This window comes from Kitasatospora sp. NPDC004531 (genome assembly GCF_053602195.1).
On the sequence record NZ_JBSGDD010000061.1, the window covers coordinates 1 to 14292 of the forward strand.

15 protein-coding genes are annotated in these 14292 nt (G+C 75.6%); 7 read left to right on the forward strand and 8 right to left on the reverse strand.

Annotated features, from left to right (window positions below):
- Positions 1 to 101: 101 nt before the first annotated feature.
- Positions 102 to 1388 carry a hypothetical protein gene (locus ACWEMJ_RS22860; RefSeq protein WP_452138953.1) on the forward strand — a complete coding sequence of 429 codons (1287 nt, stop codon included), beginning with the start codon at positions 102 to 104 and terminating at the stop codon, positions 1386 to 1388.
- Positions 1385 to 1891: a potassium channel family protein gene (locus ACWEMJ_RS22865; protein WP_452138954.1), complete on the forward strand. Its 507-nt coding sequence runs from the start codon at positions 1385 to 1387 to the stop codon at positions 1889 to 1891. The genes ACWEMJ_RS22860 and ACWEMJ_RS22865 overlap by 4 nt, the downstream gene beginning before the upstream one ends.
- Here the strand turns inward: ACWEMJ_RS22865 and ACWEMJ_RS22870 are convergent.
- From ACWEMJ_RS22870 to ACWEMJ_RS22885, 4 genes are all read right to left on the reverse strand, one after another.
- The gene (locus ACWEMJ_RS22870; RefSeq protein WP_452138955.1) at positions 1888 to 3399 is read right to left on the reverse strand and encodes a protein kinase domain-containing protein; all 1512 of its coding nucleotides are present in this window, start codon (positions 3397 to 3399) and stop codon (positions 1888 to 1890) included. The genes ACWEMJ_RS22865 and ACWEMJ_RS22870 overlap by 4 nt on opposite strands.
- A 51-nt stretch (positions 3400 to 3450) precedes the next feature.
- On the reverse strand, positions 3451 to 3588 hold the full coding sequence (locus tag ACWEMJ_RS22875; RefSeq protein WP_452138956.1) for a hypothetical protein: 138 nt from the start codon (positions 3586 to 3588) through the stop codon (positions 3451 to 3453).
- A gap of 327 nt (positions 3589 to 3915) precedes the next feature.
- Positions 3916 to 4797, reverse strand: coding sequence for a hypothetical protein (locus tag ACWEMJ_RS22880; protein ID WP_452138957.1), 882 nt, complete (start codon positions 4795 to 4797; stop codon positions 3916 to 3918).
- Complete coding sequence (locus tag ACWEMJ_RS22885) at positions 4794 to 5528, reverse strand: RNA polymerase sigma factor (RefSeq protein ID WP_452138991.1); 735 nt, start codon at positions 5526 to 5528, stop codon at positions 4794 to 4796. The genes ACWEMJ_RS22880 and ACWEMJ_RS22885 overlap by 4 nt, the downstream gene beginning before the upstream one ends.
- Before the next feature lie 313 nt (positions 5529 to 5841).
- Here ACWEMJ_RS22885 and ACWEMJ_RS22890 point away from each other — a divergent pair, with 313 nt between their 5' ends.
- The 3 genes from ACWEMJ_RS22890 to ACWEMJ_RS22900 are packed head-to-tail and all read left to right on the forward strand — an operon-like array spanning position 5842 to position 8067.
- Positions 5842 to 6531, forward strand: coding sequence for a hypothetical protein (locus ACWEMJ_RS22890; RefSeq protein WP_452138958.1), 690 nt, complete (start codon positions 5842 to 5844; stop codon positions 6529 to 6531).
- Between the two features lie 54 nt (positions 6532 to 6585).
- Entirely contained in the window at positions 6586 to 7329 is a 744-nt protein-coding gene (locus ACWEMJ_RS22895; protein WP_452138959.1) for a tyrosine-protein phosphatase, read from the forward strand.
- A 42-nt stretch (positions 7330 to 7371) separates the two neighbouring features.
- Positions 7372 to 8067: a class I SAM-dependent DNA methyltransferase gene (locus tag ACWEMJ_RS22900; RefSeq protein ID WP_452138960.1), complete on the forward strand. Its 696-nt coding sequence runs from the start codon at positions 7372 to 7374 to the stop codon at positions 8065 to 8067.
- Positions 8068 to 8072: 5 nt separating this feature from the next.
- On the opposite strand, the gene ACWEMJ_RS22905 is transcribed toward ACWEMJ_RS22900, so the two are convergent.
- Complete coding sequence (locus ACWEMJ_RS22905) at positions 8073 to 8567, reverse strand: NUDIX domain-containing protein (protein ID WP_452138961.1); 495 nt, start codon at positions 8565 to 8567, stop codon at positions 8073 to 8075.
- A gap of 60 nt (positions 8568 to 8627) precedes the next feature.
- Positions 8628 to 8906 (reverse strand): hypothetical protein, encoded by a 279-nt coding sequence (locus tag ACWEMJ_RS22910; protein WP_452138962.1) that lies wholly within the window; start codon positions 8904 to 8906, stop codon positions 8628 to 8630.
- A 158-nt stretch (positions 8907 to 9064) separates the two neighbouring features.
- On the opposite strand from ACWEMJ_RS22910, the gene ACWEMJ_RS22915 reads away from it, so the two are divergent.
- Entirely contained in the window at positions 9065 to 11524 is a 2460-nt protein-coding gene (locus ACWEMJ_RS22915) for a lysylphosphatidylglycerol synthase domain-containing protein (protein WP_452138963.1), read from the forward strand.
- Between the two features lie 9 nt (positions 11525 to 11533).
- Here ACWEMJ_RS22915 and ACWEMJ_RS22920 read toward each other — a convergent pair whose 3' ends face one another.
- Positions 11534 to 11761, reverse strand: coding sequence for a hypothetical protein (locus ACWEMJ_RS22920; protein WP_452138964.1), 228 nt, complete (start codon positions 11759 to 11761; stop codon positions 11534 to 11536).
- A gap of 110 nt (positions 11762 to 11871) precedes the next feature.
- Between ACWEMJ_RS22920 and ACWEMJ_RS22925 the strand changes: the two genes are divergently transcribed.
- A complete protein-coding gene (locus ACWEMJ_RS22925; RefSeq protein WP_452138965.1) occupies positions 11872 to 13401 on the forward strand; it encodes an ATP-dependent DNA ligase in 1530 nt (509 codons plus the stop codon).
- 4 nt (positions 13402 to 13405) lie between these two features.
- Here ACWEMJ_RS22925 and ACWEMJ_RS22930 read toward each other — a convergent pair whose 3' ends face one another.
- On the reverse strand, positions 13406 to 14218 hold the full coding sequence (locus tag ACWEMJ_RS22930) for an ABC transporter ATP-binding protein (RefSeq protein WP_452138966.1): 813 nt from the start codon (positions 14216 to 14218) through the stop codon (positions 13406 to 13408).
- Positions 14219 to 14292: the final 74 nt, after the last annotated feature.

The following is a 14292-nucleotide window of genomic DNA, read 5'->3' on the forward strand; positions in this document are numbered from 1 at the left end:
GTGCTCCGCCCGGGCGGGTCGCTGGCGCTCTGGTGGAACGTCAAGGACTACGCGACGCCCTGGCATGGTAGTCATCCGAGGCCGACCAGCAGGGAGCCCTGATGACGGACGAGTCCCCCGACGAGCCCGAGCTCGCCGCGCTGCGCGCCCGGGTCGCCTCGCTGGAGTCCCGAGAACCCCGCCGGCACCGCGTCCGGTCGTTCTTCGCCGTGCTGCTGATCGTGCTGGCCGCCGTGCTCACCCCGTTGGCGGTGGTCGCCTCGTGGAGCCGGTCGCAGGTCACCGACACCGACCGGTTCGTGGCGACGATGGCCCCGCTGGCGTCCGACCCGGCCGTGCAGGCGGCGGTCGCCGACCGGGCGACGGCCGCGGTGATGCAGCAGCTGCCGGTCTCCGACCTGCTGAACGAGGTGGCGCCAGGCGACCAGCCCGCGCTGAACGCCCTGCTGGGCAAGGTCGGTTCGGCGCTGACCGACGGGCTGACCGGGTTCGTCCACGGCCAGGTGCTGGACGTCGTGCGGTCGGACGCGTTCGCGGGCATCTGGGAGACCGTCCTGCGCGACGCGCACGCCGCGTTCACCAACGTGCTGACCGGGCAGGGCGGCGGCTCGGTCCAGGTGAAGGGCGACACCGTCACCCTCGACCTGGCGCCGGTGATCGCCCAGGTGAAGGACCGGCTGGTGGCGAGGGGCCTGGGCCCGGCGGAGAAGATCCCCGAGGTGCACACCGACTTCACCCTGGTGCAGTCGGACGCGGTGCGGAAGGCGCAGACCGGGCTGCGGCTGCTCGACCTGGCCGGGTTCTGGGTGCCGGTGCTGGCCGTGCTGTGCGCGGTCGGCGGCGTCCTGCTGGCGGTGCGCCGCCGCCGGGCCGTCGTCACCGCGGCGCTGGCGATGGCCGCCGGGGCGGTGCTGCTGGGCATCGGGCTGAGCGTGTTCCGGGCGCTCTACCTGGACAAGCTGCCCGCCGAGGTGGACCAGGCCGCCGCGGGCGCGATCTACGACACCCTGGTGCGCTACCTGCGGGCGGCGGTCCGGATGCTGCTGGCGCTGGGGATCGTGATCGCGCTGGCGGCCTGGCTGACCGGTCCGGGCCGACGGGCCGGCTGGGTACGGCAGTTGTGGCAGGCGGGCCTGGGCGCGGTCCGGCGGGCCGCCGAGGGGATCGGGCTGCGGCTGGGCCCGGTCGGCCGGTTCGTGCACCGGTGGAAGGCCTGGCTGGGCTGGGGCGCGGTGGCGGTGGCCGCCGTCGTGCTGCTCACCTGGGGCTATCCGACGGTGGCGGTGGTGCTCTGGATCGCGCTGGCGCTGCTGGCCGCGCTCGCGGTGCTGGAGTTCCTCGACGCCCGGCCCGAGGAGCCCGCCGGCCGGAGGGCGACGCCCGCGTGAAGGAGCTGGCGCGGATCTACCTCGCCCTGCTGGGCGGCCCGGTGCTGCTGCTGACGGCCTACTTCGCGGTGCCGCTGGACTGGTTCGGCCCGCGCCACCCGGTGCTCAGCTGGGTGGCGTTCGGCGTCCTGCTCACCCTGGTCGGCGCGGGCCTGCTGGGCGAGGCCCGGCGGCAGGTGCTGGGCCTCCCGGGGCGGCCCGTCCCGGTGATCCTGCTGCTGCTGTGCGCGGCGCTGGTGGTGTTCGCCGGCGCGTACCTGGCGATGTCCAAGCAGCCCGGCGAGCTGGAGGGACTGAACACCAAGGTGGACGCGCTGTACTTCACGGTGATCACCATGGCGACCGTCGGCTACGGCGACATCCACCCGTCCGGACAGCTGGCCCGGATCGTGGTGATGCTCCAACTGCTGTACACCGTGGTGTTCCTGACCACCGGCGTGACGGCGCTCAGCCGCCAGGTGAAGACCCGCGCGATCAGGCGGGCCCGCGGCGGCGACGGCTAGTCCTCCTTCTGCGCCTGCTGGTGCACGGCGGTGACCAGCCCGGCGAGGCGGGTCTGCCAGCTGTTGGCGGCGGCGGCGTCGACGGCGTGGTGCTTCTGGAGGTCGCGGAGCAGCTTCTGGGCGTTCTTGAGGGCGCTCTCGGCGTCGTCGGCCTGGTGGTCGTTGACGTCCTGGGTGGCCTGGTCGAGGAGCGTGGTGAGGTCGTCCTGGCGGTCGCGGTCGCGGGTGAAGGAGGCCTGGGCGATGTCGGCGCGCAGTTGGGCGATCTGGGCGACCACGGTGGGCTTGGCGCTGGTGGTCGGTCTGGCCGAGGTGCTGGGGCGGGCCGAGGCACTGGCGGACGGGGACGCGGATCCGCTGCTGCTCGGGCCGGCCGAGGTGCCGGCTGCGGCGACCGGCTGGGCCGGCGGGGCGGGGTCGCCGCCGCTGAACGAGAACGCGGCGATGCCGGCCACGCAGGCGAACACGGCGGCGCCGACGCCCGCGTACACCAGCGGGTTGCGGCCGCGCCGGGGCTCGGGCTCCTCCTCCCGGCGGCGGGCGGGCATCGGCATCGGCGGCAGCACCGAGGTACGGTGCTGCTCGGTCCACGGCCGGTGCGACGGGGGCGGGGGCGGCGTCGCGGGGACAGGCGGCAGCACCTGGGTGGCGGCGCCGAGCAGTGCGGCGGTGCGGTCGGCGGGGGCGGCCGGGACGGCGGCGAGCAGTTCGGCGGCGGCGGCGTTGGCGTCGACGGGGCGTTCGGCGGCGTGCTTGGCGAGCAGCCGCAGGATCGCGGCGTCCAGCGCGGGCGGGACGTCCGGGCGGAGCGCGGCGGGCGGCACCGGGTACTCGGTGACGTGCTTGAAGGCGATCGCGACGGGGGTGTCGGCGGTGAACGGCGGTGCGCCGGTGAGCATTTCGTACAGCACGCAGCCGACGGCGTACAGGTCGGCGCGGGCGTCCACCTGGCCGGCGGTGGCCTGCTCCGGGGAGAGGTAGGCGGCGGTGCCCACCACCGAGGCGGCCTGGGTGAGCTGCTGGCCGGAGGAGGAGCCGGCCCGGGCGATGCCGAAGTCCACCACCTTCACCCCGCCGTCGTGGGTGATCATGATGTTGCCGGGCTTGATGTCGCGGTGCACCAGGTCCTGGGCGTGGGCGGCGGACAGCGCGTCCAGGACGGCGGCGGCGATGCCGACGGCGCGTTCCACCGGCAGGGTGCCCAGGTCGGCGATCAGCCGGCCGAGGGTGTCGCCGTGGACGAGTTCCATCACCAGGTACGGGGAGCCCTGGTCGAGGCCGGAGTCGAAGACCGTGACGATCCTCGGATGCACCAGCAGGGCGGCCAGCCGGGCCTCGCGGGCGAAGCGTTCGGCGAACCGGGGGTCGTCGGCGAGCCCTCCGTTGAGCACCTTCACGGCGACCGGGCGGCCCAACTGGTGGTCGACGGCCCGGTAGACGGTGGCCATTCCGCCGACGCCGAGTATCTCGCCGAGTTCGTAGCGCCCGTTCAGCGCGCGTCCGATCATCGGATACTCCCCTCACCTAGGTCGGGCACCCGTGAACCATAGCGGGGCGGCCTAAGGGCGTTGCACCAGCAGCGCGGCGAGCAGGGCGGCCAGGGCGGCGGTGAGCAGGGCGCGGGGAATCCGCGCCGGGCCGTGGACGGCCCGCCGGGCGGCGCGTTCGACGCGCGGCGAGGTGCGCGGGAAGCTCATCGCCGACTCGCCTTGCGGTGGGTCGGGTCGGTCACCGGGGACTCCATGGGTTTCGGGCGGGCGCCGGGGTGGGCTCCGGACGGACGGTGGACCCGGGGGAGTTCAGCCGTCCGTCCGGAGCGGTTCCGGACGGCCGCGGACCCGGGGGAGTCCTGGTGGCCGACCGGAGCGGTTTCCGGACGGGCGTGGCCCGGGGGAGCCGGTCGCCCGTCCGGAAGTCGGTCCGGGCCGGCCGGCGGGTACAGGGGAACCCGCCGGCCGTCCGGAGTCGGGGCCGGTCGGACGGTGGACCCGGGGGGAGTGTCCACCGCCCGACCGGAGTCGGTGTCAGTCCTGGTCGTCGCCCCCGCCCCTGGGCTGCTGGCTGCGGCCCGGCCGTCCCGACGGGGCGGATGCGGACGGCGACGGCGACGGAGTGGCCGACGGGCGGCCGTGGCCGTTGCCGCGCTGGTCACGGTCGTCCCGGTCGTCCCGGTCGTCGCCGCGGGCGGTGAGCTGCGCGCAGTACCCGGTGACCCTCTCGGGTCCGCCGGCCGCGCTCAGCAGGTCGGCCAGCGCCGGATCGACGGCGGCCTCCTTCGGCTTGGCGCCGCCCGACACCTGGGCCGAGAAGCCCCGGCACAGGGCGGACAGGTCGGGGGCCTGCCCGGGGTCGTCGGAGGCCGGGCCGACCGGCCGACCGGACGCGCCGCCCGGCCGGGTGGCGGCGCCGGACGGCTTCGCGGTGCGGCCGGGGGCGGCGGACGCGGGCGCGGCGTCCGGCGTGCTCGCAGCGGAGGCGGGCGCGGGCGCGGCGGCGGCCGGCGGGGTCGGGGCGGGGCCGCCCAGCACCTCGGGCAGTCGGCCCGTCCCGGCGGCGACGGCGACGCCGCCGACGGCGGTCACGCCCAGCGCGACGGCCACGGCCTTCGCGCTGAGGGCCCGCGCGAGCGCGGTGTCCGCCATCTTTCGTCTCCGGTGCTGCCTGGGGGCCGGCTGGCGACGAGCCTGCCGGAACGCGGCCACGGCTCCCTCCTCGCCGGGCAGCGGGCCGTCGCCGGCCGTCCCGGTCGCCGCGGCGGCGGCGAGCAGGTCGGCGAGCTCGGGCCGCCCCGGCCCGGACTGCGGTCCGGCGGAGGGGTCCTGACCGGCCGTCGGGTCGACCGTCGCACCGCCGAGCAGTCGCTCGGCGGTGGCGCGGTCGATCCGGCGGGATCGGTTGGTGCTCATCTCATATCCCTCAGCGTCGGCACCTGCGCCGGTGTCACACCCTGCGCGGAGATTTCTTTCCCGGCGGCCTGACGGGGCACCCCGGCGGCCACTCCCCCGGTCCGGTCAAGGGCCTTGGCGAGCCGCCGCAGCCCCCGGTGCGCGGCCATCCGGACGCTGCCGGCCCGTTTGCCGAGCACCTTCGCGGCGCTCTCCGCGTCCAGCCCGAGCACCACCCGCAGCAGCACCGCCTCGGCCTGGTCGGGCGGCAGCGAGGCGATCAGCGCGAGCGCGTCCGAGGTGGCGACGGTGGCCATCGCCTGGCCTTCGGTGTCCTCGACGGCGACCAGCTCGGCCAGGTACTCCACCGGCAGGTCGGCGACCGGCCGGCGGCGCGCCCGGCGCAGGTGGTCCATGGCCCGGTTGCGGGCGATGGTCGCGGCCCAGCCCCGGAAGCCGTCCGCGTCGCCCCGGAATCCGGGCAGGTCGCGGGCGATCTGCAGCCAGGCCTCGGACGCGATGTCCTCGGCGTCCTCGGCCCTGCCCCCGACCAGGACCCGCAGGTAGCGCAGCAGGCCGGGCTGGACGGCCCGGAACAGGACGCGGAACGCCTCCTCGTCGCCGTCCTGCGCGGCCCGCACGGCCGCGGCGAGATCGGCCCGCCGACCCGGCGGACGGCCCGGCACCTCCGGACGGCCGCGCAGGTCGCCGCCGTCCGCCCCGTGGTGTTCAGCACTGTGCACCCGCCACATCATGCGCCATCCGGGTGCCCCGGCCCACCTGCGGGGCGGGGCACCGGCCGTGACGGAGCGGTGGCGGCCCGGTGTGGGGGCGCGTGGCGCCGGGTGTGCGCTCGGTGCACGCCGACGGCTCGCGGGCCCCGGGACCAAGGACCTGCGCCGGGCAGACCTTCGTCCCGCCGGCCGCTGTCGTTCGCCCGAGGATTCACCCCTCCCCCTCGCCATACCGTGCAAAGAGGGACATTTCGTCCCTGATCCGGAGCGCGGCGACCGCCCGCCCGCCGCCGCCCCGCAGCACGCGCCGCAAGACCGACCGGGAGACGCCATGAGCACCGCCCAGGAGCTGTACACGACGGGAATCCGCGAGCACTTCGCGCCCGCCCTGCGCGCCCTCGGCCTCCAGGGCTGGCGGCACTCCTTCTCGCTGCCGGACCGCGACCGGTGGGCGGTGCTCGGCGTGCAGGTGGTCCACTCGGACGGGCGGGTGCGCTACACCGTCAACCTGTCCGTCACCGACAAGGCCGCCTGGGACCGGCGGAGCATCCGCCCGGACGCCAACACCCCCACCGGGCTGGAACGTTGGCGCGCCCCGATCGGCGAGGTGATGCCGGTCGGCGGCGAGGTCTGGTGGGAGGTCGCGCCCGGCCCGCGCTGGCTGGTCGCCGTCGAGGACTCGGTGGCCGCCGTCCGCGGCTACGCGCTGCCCGAACTGCGCCGCCGGCTGCGCCCCGACGACCGCGGGCCCTACCTGCTCCCGGCCGCCCTCGACGGCGTCAACAACGCCCTGGCGATCGCCGGTGTCGCCCGCATCCAGCGCGCCGAACTCACCGACGGCACACTGGAGTTGCACGGCGCGTGGCACCGCCACGACCCGGCCGCCCGGCAGGTCCTGGCCGGCGCCGCCCGGGGCTTCCTGTCCGCCCGCGACCACCGGTTCCGCCTGGTCCGGGCGCTCGACACGCTCGGCCGCCCGCTCTGGGAGTTCCCCGCCGGGAACCACGGCGGAGCCGACTGAGTCCAAGTCAGTACCGGTGCCCCACGCGCCGGTACGACACACCGGGGGGAACACATGACGGGGACGGCCACCACATCCATCGCGGCCCGGCACGAGCAGCGCCGGCTCGACTGGGACGGCTGCCTGAACGTCCGCGACCTCGGCGGCCTGCCCACCCGTGACGGCCGGACCACCCGCAGCGGCGCGATCGTCCGCGCCGACAACCTCGACCGGCTCACCGCCGAGGGCCAGAACAGCATGCTCGCCCACGGCGTCCGCACCGTGATCGACCTCCGCGACGAGGTCGAGTACCGGCCGCTGCTGCCCACCCCCGACACCGTCGACCTGGTCCGCGTCCCGCTCGACGCGCTGGCCGGCCCCGACTGGTGGGCCCGCTTCGGCGGCCTCGACGGCACCCCGCTGTCCTTCCGGCCCTACCTCGACCACTGCCGCGAGGCCGTCGCCCGGCTGGTCGCCGCCGTCGCCCGCGCCCGCGACGGCGCCGTCGTGGTGCACTGCGGCGCCGGCCGCGACCGCACCGGCCTGGCCGCCCTCGTCCTGCTCGCCCTCGCCGACGTCGAGCCCGCCGCGATCGCCGAGGACTACCTGCTGTCCGCCGCGAACCTGCGGCCGCTGTGGACCCTCCTCGACCGCCCCGACGAGGAAGCCGGCATCGCCCGCGTGCTCGCCGACGCCGGCACCACCGCCGACCAGGCCCTGCACCAGGTCCTCGCCGAGTTCGACGCCGTCGACCGGCTGCCCGCGGCCGACGTCGCCGCCGTCCGGGCCCGGCTCCTGACGGACCGTCAATTCGCTTAATTCGCTGGCCGCCCCGGAGCGGCGCGAACAATACTGCGCCGCATGGTCGACTTCTCCCTCTTCGACACCCGCGGCTACCCGACCGTCGACGTCCGCACCGGCTACGCCGGCTGGGTCGACAGCTACGAGAGCACCGTCCAGGACGCGATGGACGTCGACGTCCTGGCCCGGCTCGCCGTCCCCGCCTGGTCCGAGGCCGGCCTCGCCGTCGACCTCGGCTGCGGCACCGGCCGCACCGGCGCCTGGCTGCGCAGCCGGGGCGTCGGCGCGATCGACGGCGTCGACCTCACCCCCGAGATGCTGCACCGCGCCCGCGAACGCGGCGCCCACCGCACCCTCACCGAGGCCGACCTCGCCGCCACCGGGCTGCCCACCGCCGGGTACGACCTGGCGGCCTGCTCGCTGGTCGACGAGCACCTCCCCGACCTCGCGCCGCTCTACCGCGAGGCCCACCGACTGGTCCGCCCCGGCGGCCTGTTCGTGCTGGTCGGCCTGCACCCCGCCTTCATCATGGCCGCCGGCATGCCCACCCACTACGACGGCCCCGACGGGCCGGTCGCCATCACCACCCACGTCCACCTGGTCAGCGACCACCTCACCGCCGCCCTCGCCGCGGGCTGGCACCTCGCCGAGATGCGCGAACAGCTCATCGGCGACGAGTGGATCGCCCTCAAACCCAAGTGGTCCGCCCACCGCGGGCGCCCGGTCTCGGCCGCGTACGTCTGGCGACGCCCGTAGGCGGCTCAGAACCCCGAGTCGGGCGCCGTCGCCACCCGCGCCCGGCCGTCCTCCCGTGCCGCGAGCCCCGCCTCCAGGCGCAGGGCCCGGGCCGGCCCCAGCAGCGCCAGCGCCTCCGGGACGGTCGCCCAGCGGTACGCATCCAGCTCGCCCTCCGGGAGGGCTATCGGAGTGTCCGCCGCAAAGACGCCCAGGTCGAACAGGAAGTGGCAGGCGGGATGCCCGAGTTCACCGCTCGGATGCGTCCACGCGACCACCAGCAGCGCGCCCGCGTCCCGGCGCAGCCCCGTCTCCTCGAAGAGCTCCCGCGTCGCGCACTGTTCCGCGTTCTCGCCGAGGTCGACCGTCCCACCGACGAACTGCCAGGAGTCCCGGTAGCCGGCCTTGACGATCAGGACCCGGCCGTCGGGGTCGGTGATCAGGCAGCCCGCGGCGGCGTACACGCGGTGCAGGGAGGCGAGCCAGTCCTCGCGGGAGGCGAACACGGGGGCGGTGGTCACGGGTGCTCCTTCGGCGGGGGCGGGAGTTGCGGCGCCAACTCTCTCACCCCCGCCGGGGATTCAGTGTTCCGAGTGCCGTTCGGCGCCGCGGTGCCGGTGGCCGGGCAGTTCGGTGTGGGCGGCGGCCCCGTCGGCCGGCCCGGCCGGCGCCGGTGCGTGCCGGCCGCCGTGGCTGAATTCGATGTCGCCGGGATAGCCGCCGATGTCGGCCGCTCTCACGGTGTCGGTGTGCAGCTGCGGGGCGAGGGGTGTCGGGTCGGTCTCCATGGCGCGGTCCTTGAGCACCAGTTCGCTGCCCTCGCGGAGCCTGATCATCCTGTCGGTCGATCGCTCGGTCATCGCCGATCTCCCTTCCGCGGTCGGAAGAGGCCCTTTTCGACCTCCGAAGACCGTCATCAACCCGATATACCCATTATCGGCCCGTATCTCCCGTCACGCCCCGAACTCCCTTTTCCGAAAGGCCAGCTCAGGCACCCCGCGATGTGGGACCATGCTGCGTGGCCACGGTGATACAAGCCGACGAATCCCAGGAACAGCGCCCCGCACACCCCGCATTGCACGGCGGGCACACGGACCGGGTCCGGCACCCGGCCGCCCTGATCCGCCTGCTCTCCGGGCTGTGCTGGATCACCCTGGTGCTGCTGATGGCGGGCTACGCCCGCTCCTCCGCGCTCGGCCTGGACACCGACGTCGCGCGGGCCGCCGTTCTGCTGCCCTGGCCGCCGGTGAAACTCGCGGCGGCGCTGTGCGGCGGCGCGCTGCTGCTGGTGCCGCTCGGCTACGCGGTCGACCGGATGCTGCGCGGCGACGGCCGCCGGGTCTCCGACGGCGTCCTCGCCGCCGTCCTCGCGTACGGCCTCTCGCTGGCCCTGGACCTGCTGGCCGGCGACCTCACCACGCTCACCCACCCGCTCGCCGACGGCGCCGGCCGCACCGACCCGGTGTACGGGCACCTCGCGCCGGTGCTGGCCTTCATGACCGCGATCGGCACCGCCGGCATGCGCCGCTGGCGCACCGCGCTGGCCGTCACCCTGGCGCTGTCCGCCCTGTCCGGGCTGATCACCGGCTACGCCACGCCGCTGTCGCTGGTGCTGTCGCTGCTGCTCGGCTGGACCACCGCGCACGCCACCCGGTACGCCGTCGGCGAGCCGGTCGGCACGCCCACCGAGGGCCAGATCGCCGCCGCGCTGGCCGCCAGCGGGGTCCGCCCCGACGCGGTGCTGGCGACCGGCCCGAGCCGCTACCTGGTCACCCAGCGCGACGGCCGCCCCGAGCTGGACGTCCACCTGCTCGACCGGCACGTCCAGGCCAGCGGGCTGCTCGGCCACCTGTGGCTGGCGCTGCGGCTGCGCACCGCACCCCGCCCGCTGGGCCTGCGCCCGCTGCGCGCCGGCCTGGAGCACCAGACCCTGCTCGGCCACGCCGCGTCCGCCGCGGGCGCGCGCACCCGCACCCCGGTCGCCGCCGTCGAGCTGAGCCCGGACGCCGCGCTGGTCGCCTACCACCGGATCGACGCCCGCCCGTTCGCCGACCTCTTCGCCGCCGCCGAACCGGGCGCCGACGACCGGCCGGACCCGGACAGCACCCCGAGCGACGCGGAACTGCGCGACGCCTGGCAGCAGTTGGCGCTGCTGCAGCGCCGCCGCATCGCGCACCGCACCGTCTCCCCGCAGAACGTGCTGCTGGACGCCGAGGGGCGGGTCCACCTGGTCGGGCTGGCGCGCGGCGAGATCGCGGCCGGCGACCTGCTGCTGCGCCTGGACGTGGCCGGGATGCTCGCCGTCCTCGCCCTGTACGCCGGGCCGGAGCGGGCGGTGCGGGCCGCGATCGAGGTGCTCGGCCAGGGGCCGGTCTGCGCCGCGCTGCCGCTGCTGCAGCCGATCGCGCTGGCCCCCGACACCCGGGCCGCGCTGGCCCGGCACAAGGAGCTCGCGGGCGAGCTGCGCGCCGAGGTGCAGCGGCAGATGCCGCAGGCCACCGCCGAACCCGTCCGGCTGGAGCGGTTGCGCCCGCGTACCGTGCTGACCGTCGTCGCGGGCGTCGCGGCCGGGTACGGGCTGCTGCAGTTCCTGTTCGACATGGACCGCAACCCGGTCTCGCTGGTCGCCGACGCCGACCCGCTGTGGCTGACCGCCGCGGCGCTGTTCGCCGCCGTCAGCTACCCGATCGCGACCTTCGCGTTCAGCGGGTTCGTCCCGGAGAAGCTGTCGTTCCGCGCCACGCTGGCCGCGCAGAGCGCCGGCTCGTTCGTCAAGCTGGTCTCGCCGGGCGGCATCGGCGGCATCGCGCTGAACACCCGCTACCTGCAGTGCGCGGGCATCCCCACCGCGCAGGCGCTGGCCAGCATCGGCGCGACGCAGCTGTTCGGCCTGGTGCTGCACATGCTGCAACTCGCCGTGTTCAGCGCGCTGATCGGCGTCAACCTCGGTTCCGGCCCGGGGGCCGGGGACGGCGACTCCGGGTTCCCCACCGAGCTGGTGCTGGTGCTGGCGACGGCGGCGGGGGCGGTCGTGACGGTGTCGGTGGTCGCGGTGCCGGCGCTGCGGCGGCGCGCCCAGGCCCTGCTGCGGCCGCTGCGCGCCGAGGTGCTGCCCCGGCTGCTCGACCTGGCCCAGCAGCCCGGCAAGCTCGCCGTGGGCGTGGCCGGCCAGCTGCTGGTGTCGATGTGCTTCGTGGTGAGCCTGTACTGCTGCACCCGGGCGGTCGGCCAGCACCCGGGGTTCAACGCCGTCGCGGTCAGCTTCCTGGCCGGCAACGCGGTCGGCAACGTGGCGCCCACCCCGGGCGCGGTCGGCGCGGTCGAGGGGCTGCTCGCGGGGGCGCTGGTGTGGACCTCGGGCATGGACGAGGGCACCGCGTTCGCCGCGGTGCTGCTGTTCCGGCTGCTCACCTTCGTCCTGCCGGTCCTGCCGGGCTGGGCGGCGTTCGTCTGGCTGCAGCGCCGCCGCGCGATCTGACCGCCCCGGTCAGTCGTCCCGGTGGTCCTCGTCGCCCATCGCGACCTCCCGGACCTGCTCCACCGCGTCGCCCTCGTCGGCCGGCTCGGCGCCCAGCTCGCGCCGGCGCCGCAACACCTCCAGGTCGTCCACCTCCGGCTCCACCACCGGCCGCTCCTCCTCGATGCCCTCCAGCACGGTCGGGGTCGGCTCGTCCTCGTCCTCGGGATACTCAGGGTTCTCCGCATTCAGGCGCATACCGCCAGTATCCGGCGCAATCGCCCGGAACGGACACCTGTGGGGCGGCGGTTCCCGCATCCGGGCCCGTACGATGGCGGGCCGGGCCGGCCCGGTGGAGGGTGGTCGGCATGTTGGTGGCGGAGGTGGCCGGGGCTTCGGCGCGGCTGGCGGGGACGGCGGCGCGGTCGGAGAAGGTCCGGGTCCTCGCGGAGCTGTTCGGGCGGGTCTCGGCCGAGGAGGCGCCGCTGGTGGTGGCGTACCTGGCGGGGCGGCTGCCGCAGCGCAAGGTCGGGGTGGGCCCGCAGGCCCTGCGCGAGCGGCCCGCACCGGCGGCCGCGGCGACGCTCGGGGTGCTGGAGCTGGACCGCCGGCTGTCCGCGCTGGCGGCCCTCGCCGGGCCCGGCTCGCAGGGCGAACGGCGGCGGCAGGTGGATGAGTTGATGGCGCTGGCCACCGCGCAGGAGCAGCGCTTCCTGCTCGGCCTGCTCTCCGGCGAACTGCGCCAGGGCGCCCTGGACGCGGTGGCGGTCGAGGGCCTGGCGGCGGCCGTCGGAGCCCCGGCCGAGGCGGTCCGGCGGGCCCTCATGCTGTCCGGCGAACTCGGCCCGCTCGCCGGACAGTTGGTCGCCCAGGGCCCCGCCGCGCTGGACGCCTTCCGGCTGACCGTCGGCCGCCCGGTGCAGCCGATGCTGGCGCAGAGCGCGAAGGACGTCGACGAGGCCCTCGACCGGCTCGGCCCGTGCGCGGTCGAGGAGAAGCTGGACGGGGTCCGCATCCAGGCGCACCGCAACGGCGACCAGGTGCGCCTCTACACCCGCACGCTCGCCGAGATCACCGCCCGACTGCCCGAAGTGGTCGCACTCGTCCGGGAGTTGCCGCAGGAACAGCTGGTGCTGGACGGCGAGCTGCTGGCACTGGACGAGGAGGGGCTGCCGCGGCCGTTCCAGCAGACCTCGGGACGGGTCGGCTCCCGGCACGAGGACGGCGAACTCCCGCTGTCCGCCGTCTTCTTCGACCTGCTGCTGGCCGGCGACCGGGACCTGCTGGACGCCCCCGCCACCGAGCGCCACGCCGCACTGGCCGCCCTGGTCCCGGCGTCCGCGCGGGTCCGGCAGCTGCGGGTGGACGACCCGTCCGATCCCGAACAGCGGCGGCTGGCCCGCGAGTTCACCCGCGCGGCGACCGCCGAGCACCGGCACGAGGGGGTGGTGGTGAAGTCGCTGGACGCGCCGTACAGCGCGGGCCGGCGCGGCTCGTCCTGGCTGAAGGTGAAACCCGTCCACACCCTGGACCTGGTGGTGCTGGCCGCCGAGTGGGGGCACGGCCGGCGCACCGGCCGGCTGTCCAACCTGCACCTGGGGGCCCGGCGGGCGGACGGCTCGTTCGCGATGCTCGGCAAGACGTTCAAGGGGCTGACCGACAGCCTGCTGGAGTGGCAGACGGAGCGGCTGCGCGAACTGGCGGTCCGCGAGGAGCCGTGGGGCGTACTGGTGCGGCCGGAGCTGGTGGTGGAGATCGCCTTCGACGGGGTGCAGCGCTCCAGCCGCTACCCGGACGGCGTGACGCTCCGGTTCGCCCGGGTGCTGCGCTACCGGGAGGACAAGCGCGCCGCCGAGGCGGACACCGTGGACTCGGTGGCGGCGCTGCTTCCGCCCTGACGGCTCAACTCCGCGCGGCAGCCCGGCGGTTGGCGGCGGGGACGACCAGCGGGGTGCCGGTCTCCGGGTCGGGGATCACCCGGCACGGCAGACGGAACACCTCCTCGACCAGTTCCGCGGTGACCACGTCCTGCGGAGCCCCGGCGGCGACCAGCCGGCCGTCGCGCAGCGCGATCAGGTGGGTGGCGTAGCGGGCGGCCTGGTTGAGGTCGTGCAGCACCGCCACCAGGGTGCGGCCCTGCTCCTGGTGCAGGCGGGCGCACAGGTCGAGGACCTCGATCTGGTGCGCGATGTCCAGGTAGGTGGTGGGCTCGTCGAGCAGCAGCAGCGGGGTCTGCTGGGCCAGCGCCATGGCGATCCACACCCGCTGCCGCTGGCCGCCGGACAGCTCGTCCACCGGCCGGTCCGCGAGGTCGTCGACCCCGGTGTCGGCCATCGCCTCGGCCACCACCCGCTCGTCCTCCGCCGACCACTGCCGCAGCACCCCCTGGTGCGGGTACCGCCCCCGCGAGACCAGCTCGGCCACGGTGATGCCGTCCGGCGCGATCGACGACTGCGGCAACAACCCGAGCGTCCGCGCCACCTGCTTCGCCGGCAGCGTCGCGATCGACCGCCCGTCCAGCAGCACCTGCCCCGCCGCCGGCTTCAACGTCCGCGACAACGCCCGCAACAACGTCGACTTCCCACAGGCGTTCGGCCCCACCACCACCGTGAACGACCGGTCGGGCACATCGACGCTCAGCCCCTCCGCGATCACCCGCTTCTCGTACGCGAGGGTCAACTCCCGACCGACCAGACGGGACTCGGACTGGGCCATGGGAACACTCCGTTCAAGAAAAGCGGATGGGCGCGAAAACCAAGGTGAGCACCACCAGGGGCGCGGGGAACTGC

Bases quoted from the DNA above. Each gene is read 5' to 3' on its own strand.
- ACWEMJ_RS22910 (WP_452138962.1), bottom strand. From the start codon at position 8,906: ATGACCGAGCGATCGACCGACAGGATGATCAGGCTCCGCGAGGGCAGC.
- ACWEMJ_RS22875 (WP_452138956.1), bottom strand. From the start codon at position 3,588: ATGAGCTTCCCGCGCACCTCGCCGCGCGTCGAACGCGCCGCCCGGCGG.
- ACWEMJ_RS22880 (WP_452138957.1), bottom strand. From the start codon at position 4,797: ATGAGCACCAACCGATCCCGCCGGATCGACCGCGCCACCGCCGAGCGA.
- ACWEMJ_RS22930 (WP_452138966.1), bottom strand. From the start codon at position 14,218: ATGGCCCAGTCCGAGTCCCGTCTGGTCGGTCGGGAGTTGACCCTCGCG.
- ACWEMJ_RS22870 (WP_452138955.1), bottom strand. From the start codon at position 3,399: ATGATCGGACGCGCGCTGAACGGGCGCTACGAACTCGGCGAGATACTC.
- ACWEMJ_RS22885 (WP_452138991.1), bottom strand. From the start codon at position 5,528: ATGTGGCGGGTGCACAGTGCTGAACACCACGGGGCGGACGGCGGCGAC.
- ACWEMJ_RS22920 (WP_452138964.1), bottom strand. From the start codon at position 11,761: ATGCGCCTGAATGCGGAGAACCCTGAGTATCCCGAGGACGAGGACGAG.
- ACWEMJ_RS22860 (WP_452138953.1), top strand. From the start codon at position 102: ATGACGGACGAGTCCCCCGACGAGCCCGAGCTCGCCGCGCTGCGCGCC.
- ACWEMJ_RS22890 (WP_452138958.1), top strand. From the start codon at position 5,842: ATGAGCACCGCCCAGGAGCTGTACACGACGGGAATCCGCGAGCACTTC.
- ACWEMJ_RS22925 (WP_452138965.1), top strand. From the start codon at position 11,872: ATGTTGGTGGCGGAGGTGGCCGGGGCTTCGGCGCGGCTGGCGGGGACG.
- ACWEMJ_RS22900 (WP_452138960.1), top strand. From the start codon at position 7,372: ATGGTCGACTTCTCCCTCTTCGACACCCGCGGCTACCCGACCGTCGAC.
- ACWEMJ_RS22895 (WP_452138959.1), top strand. From the start codon at position 6,586: ATGACGGGGACGGCCACCACATCCATCGCGGCCCGGCACGAGCAGCGC.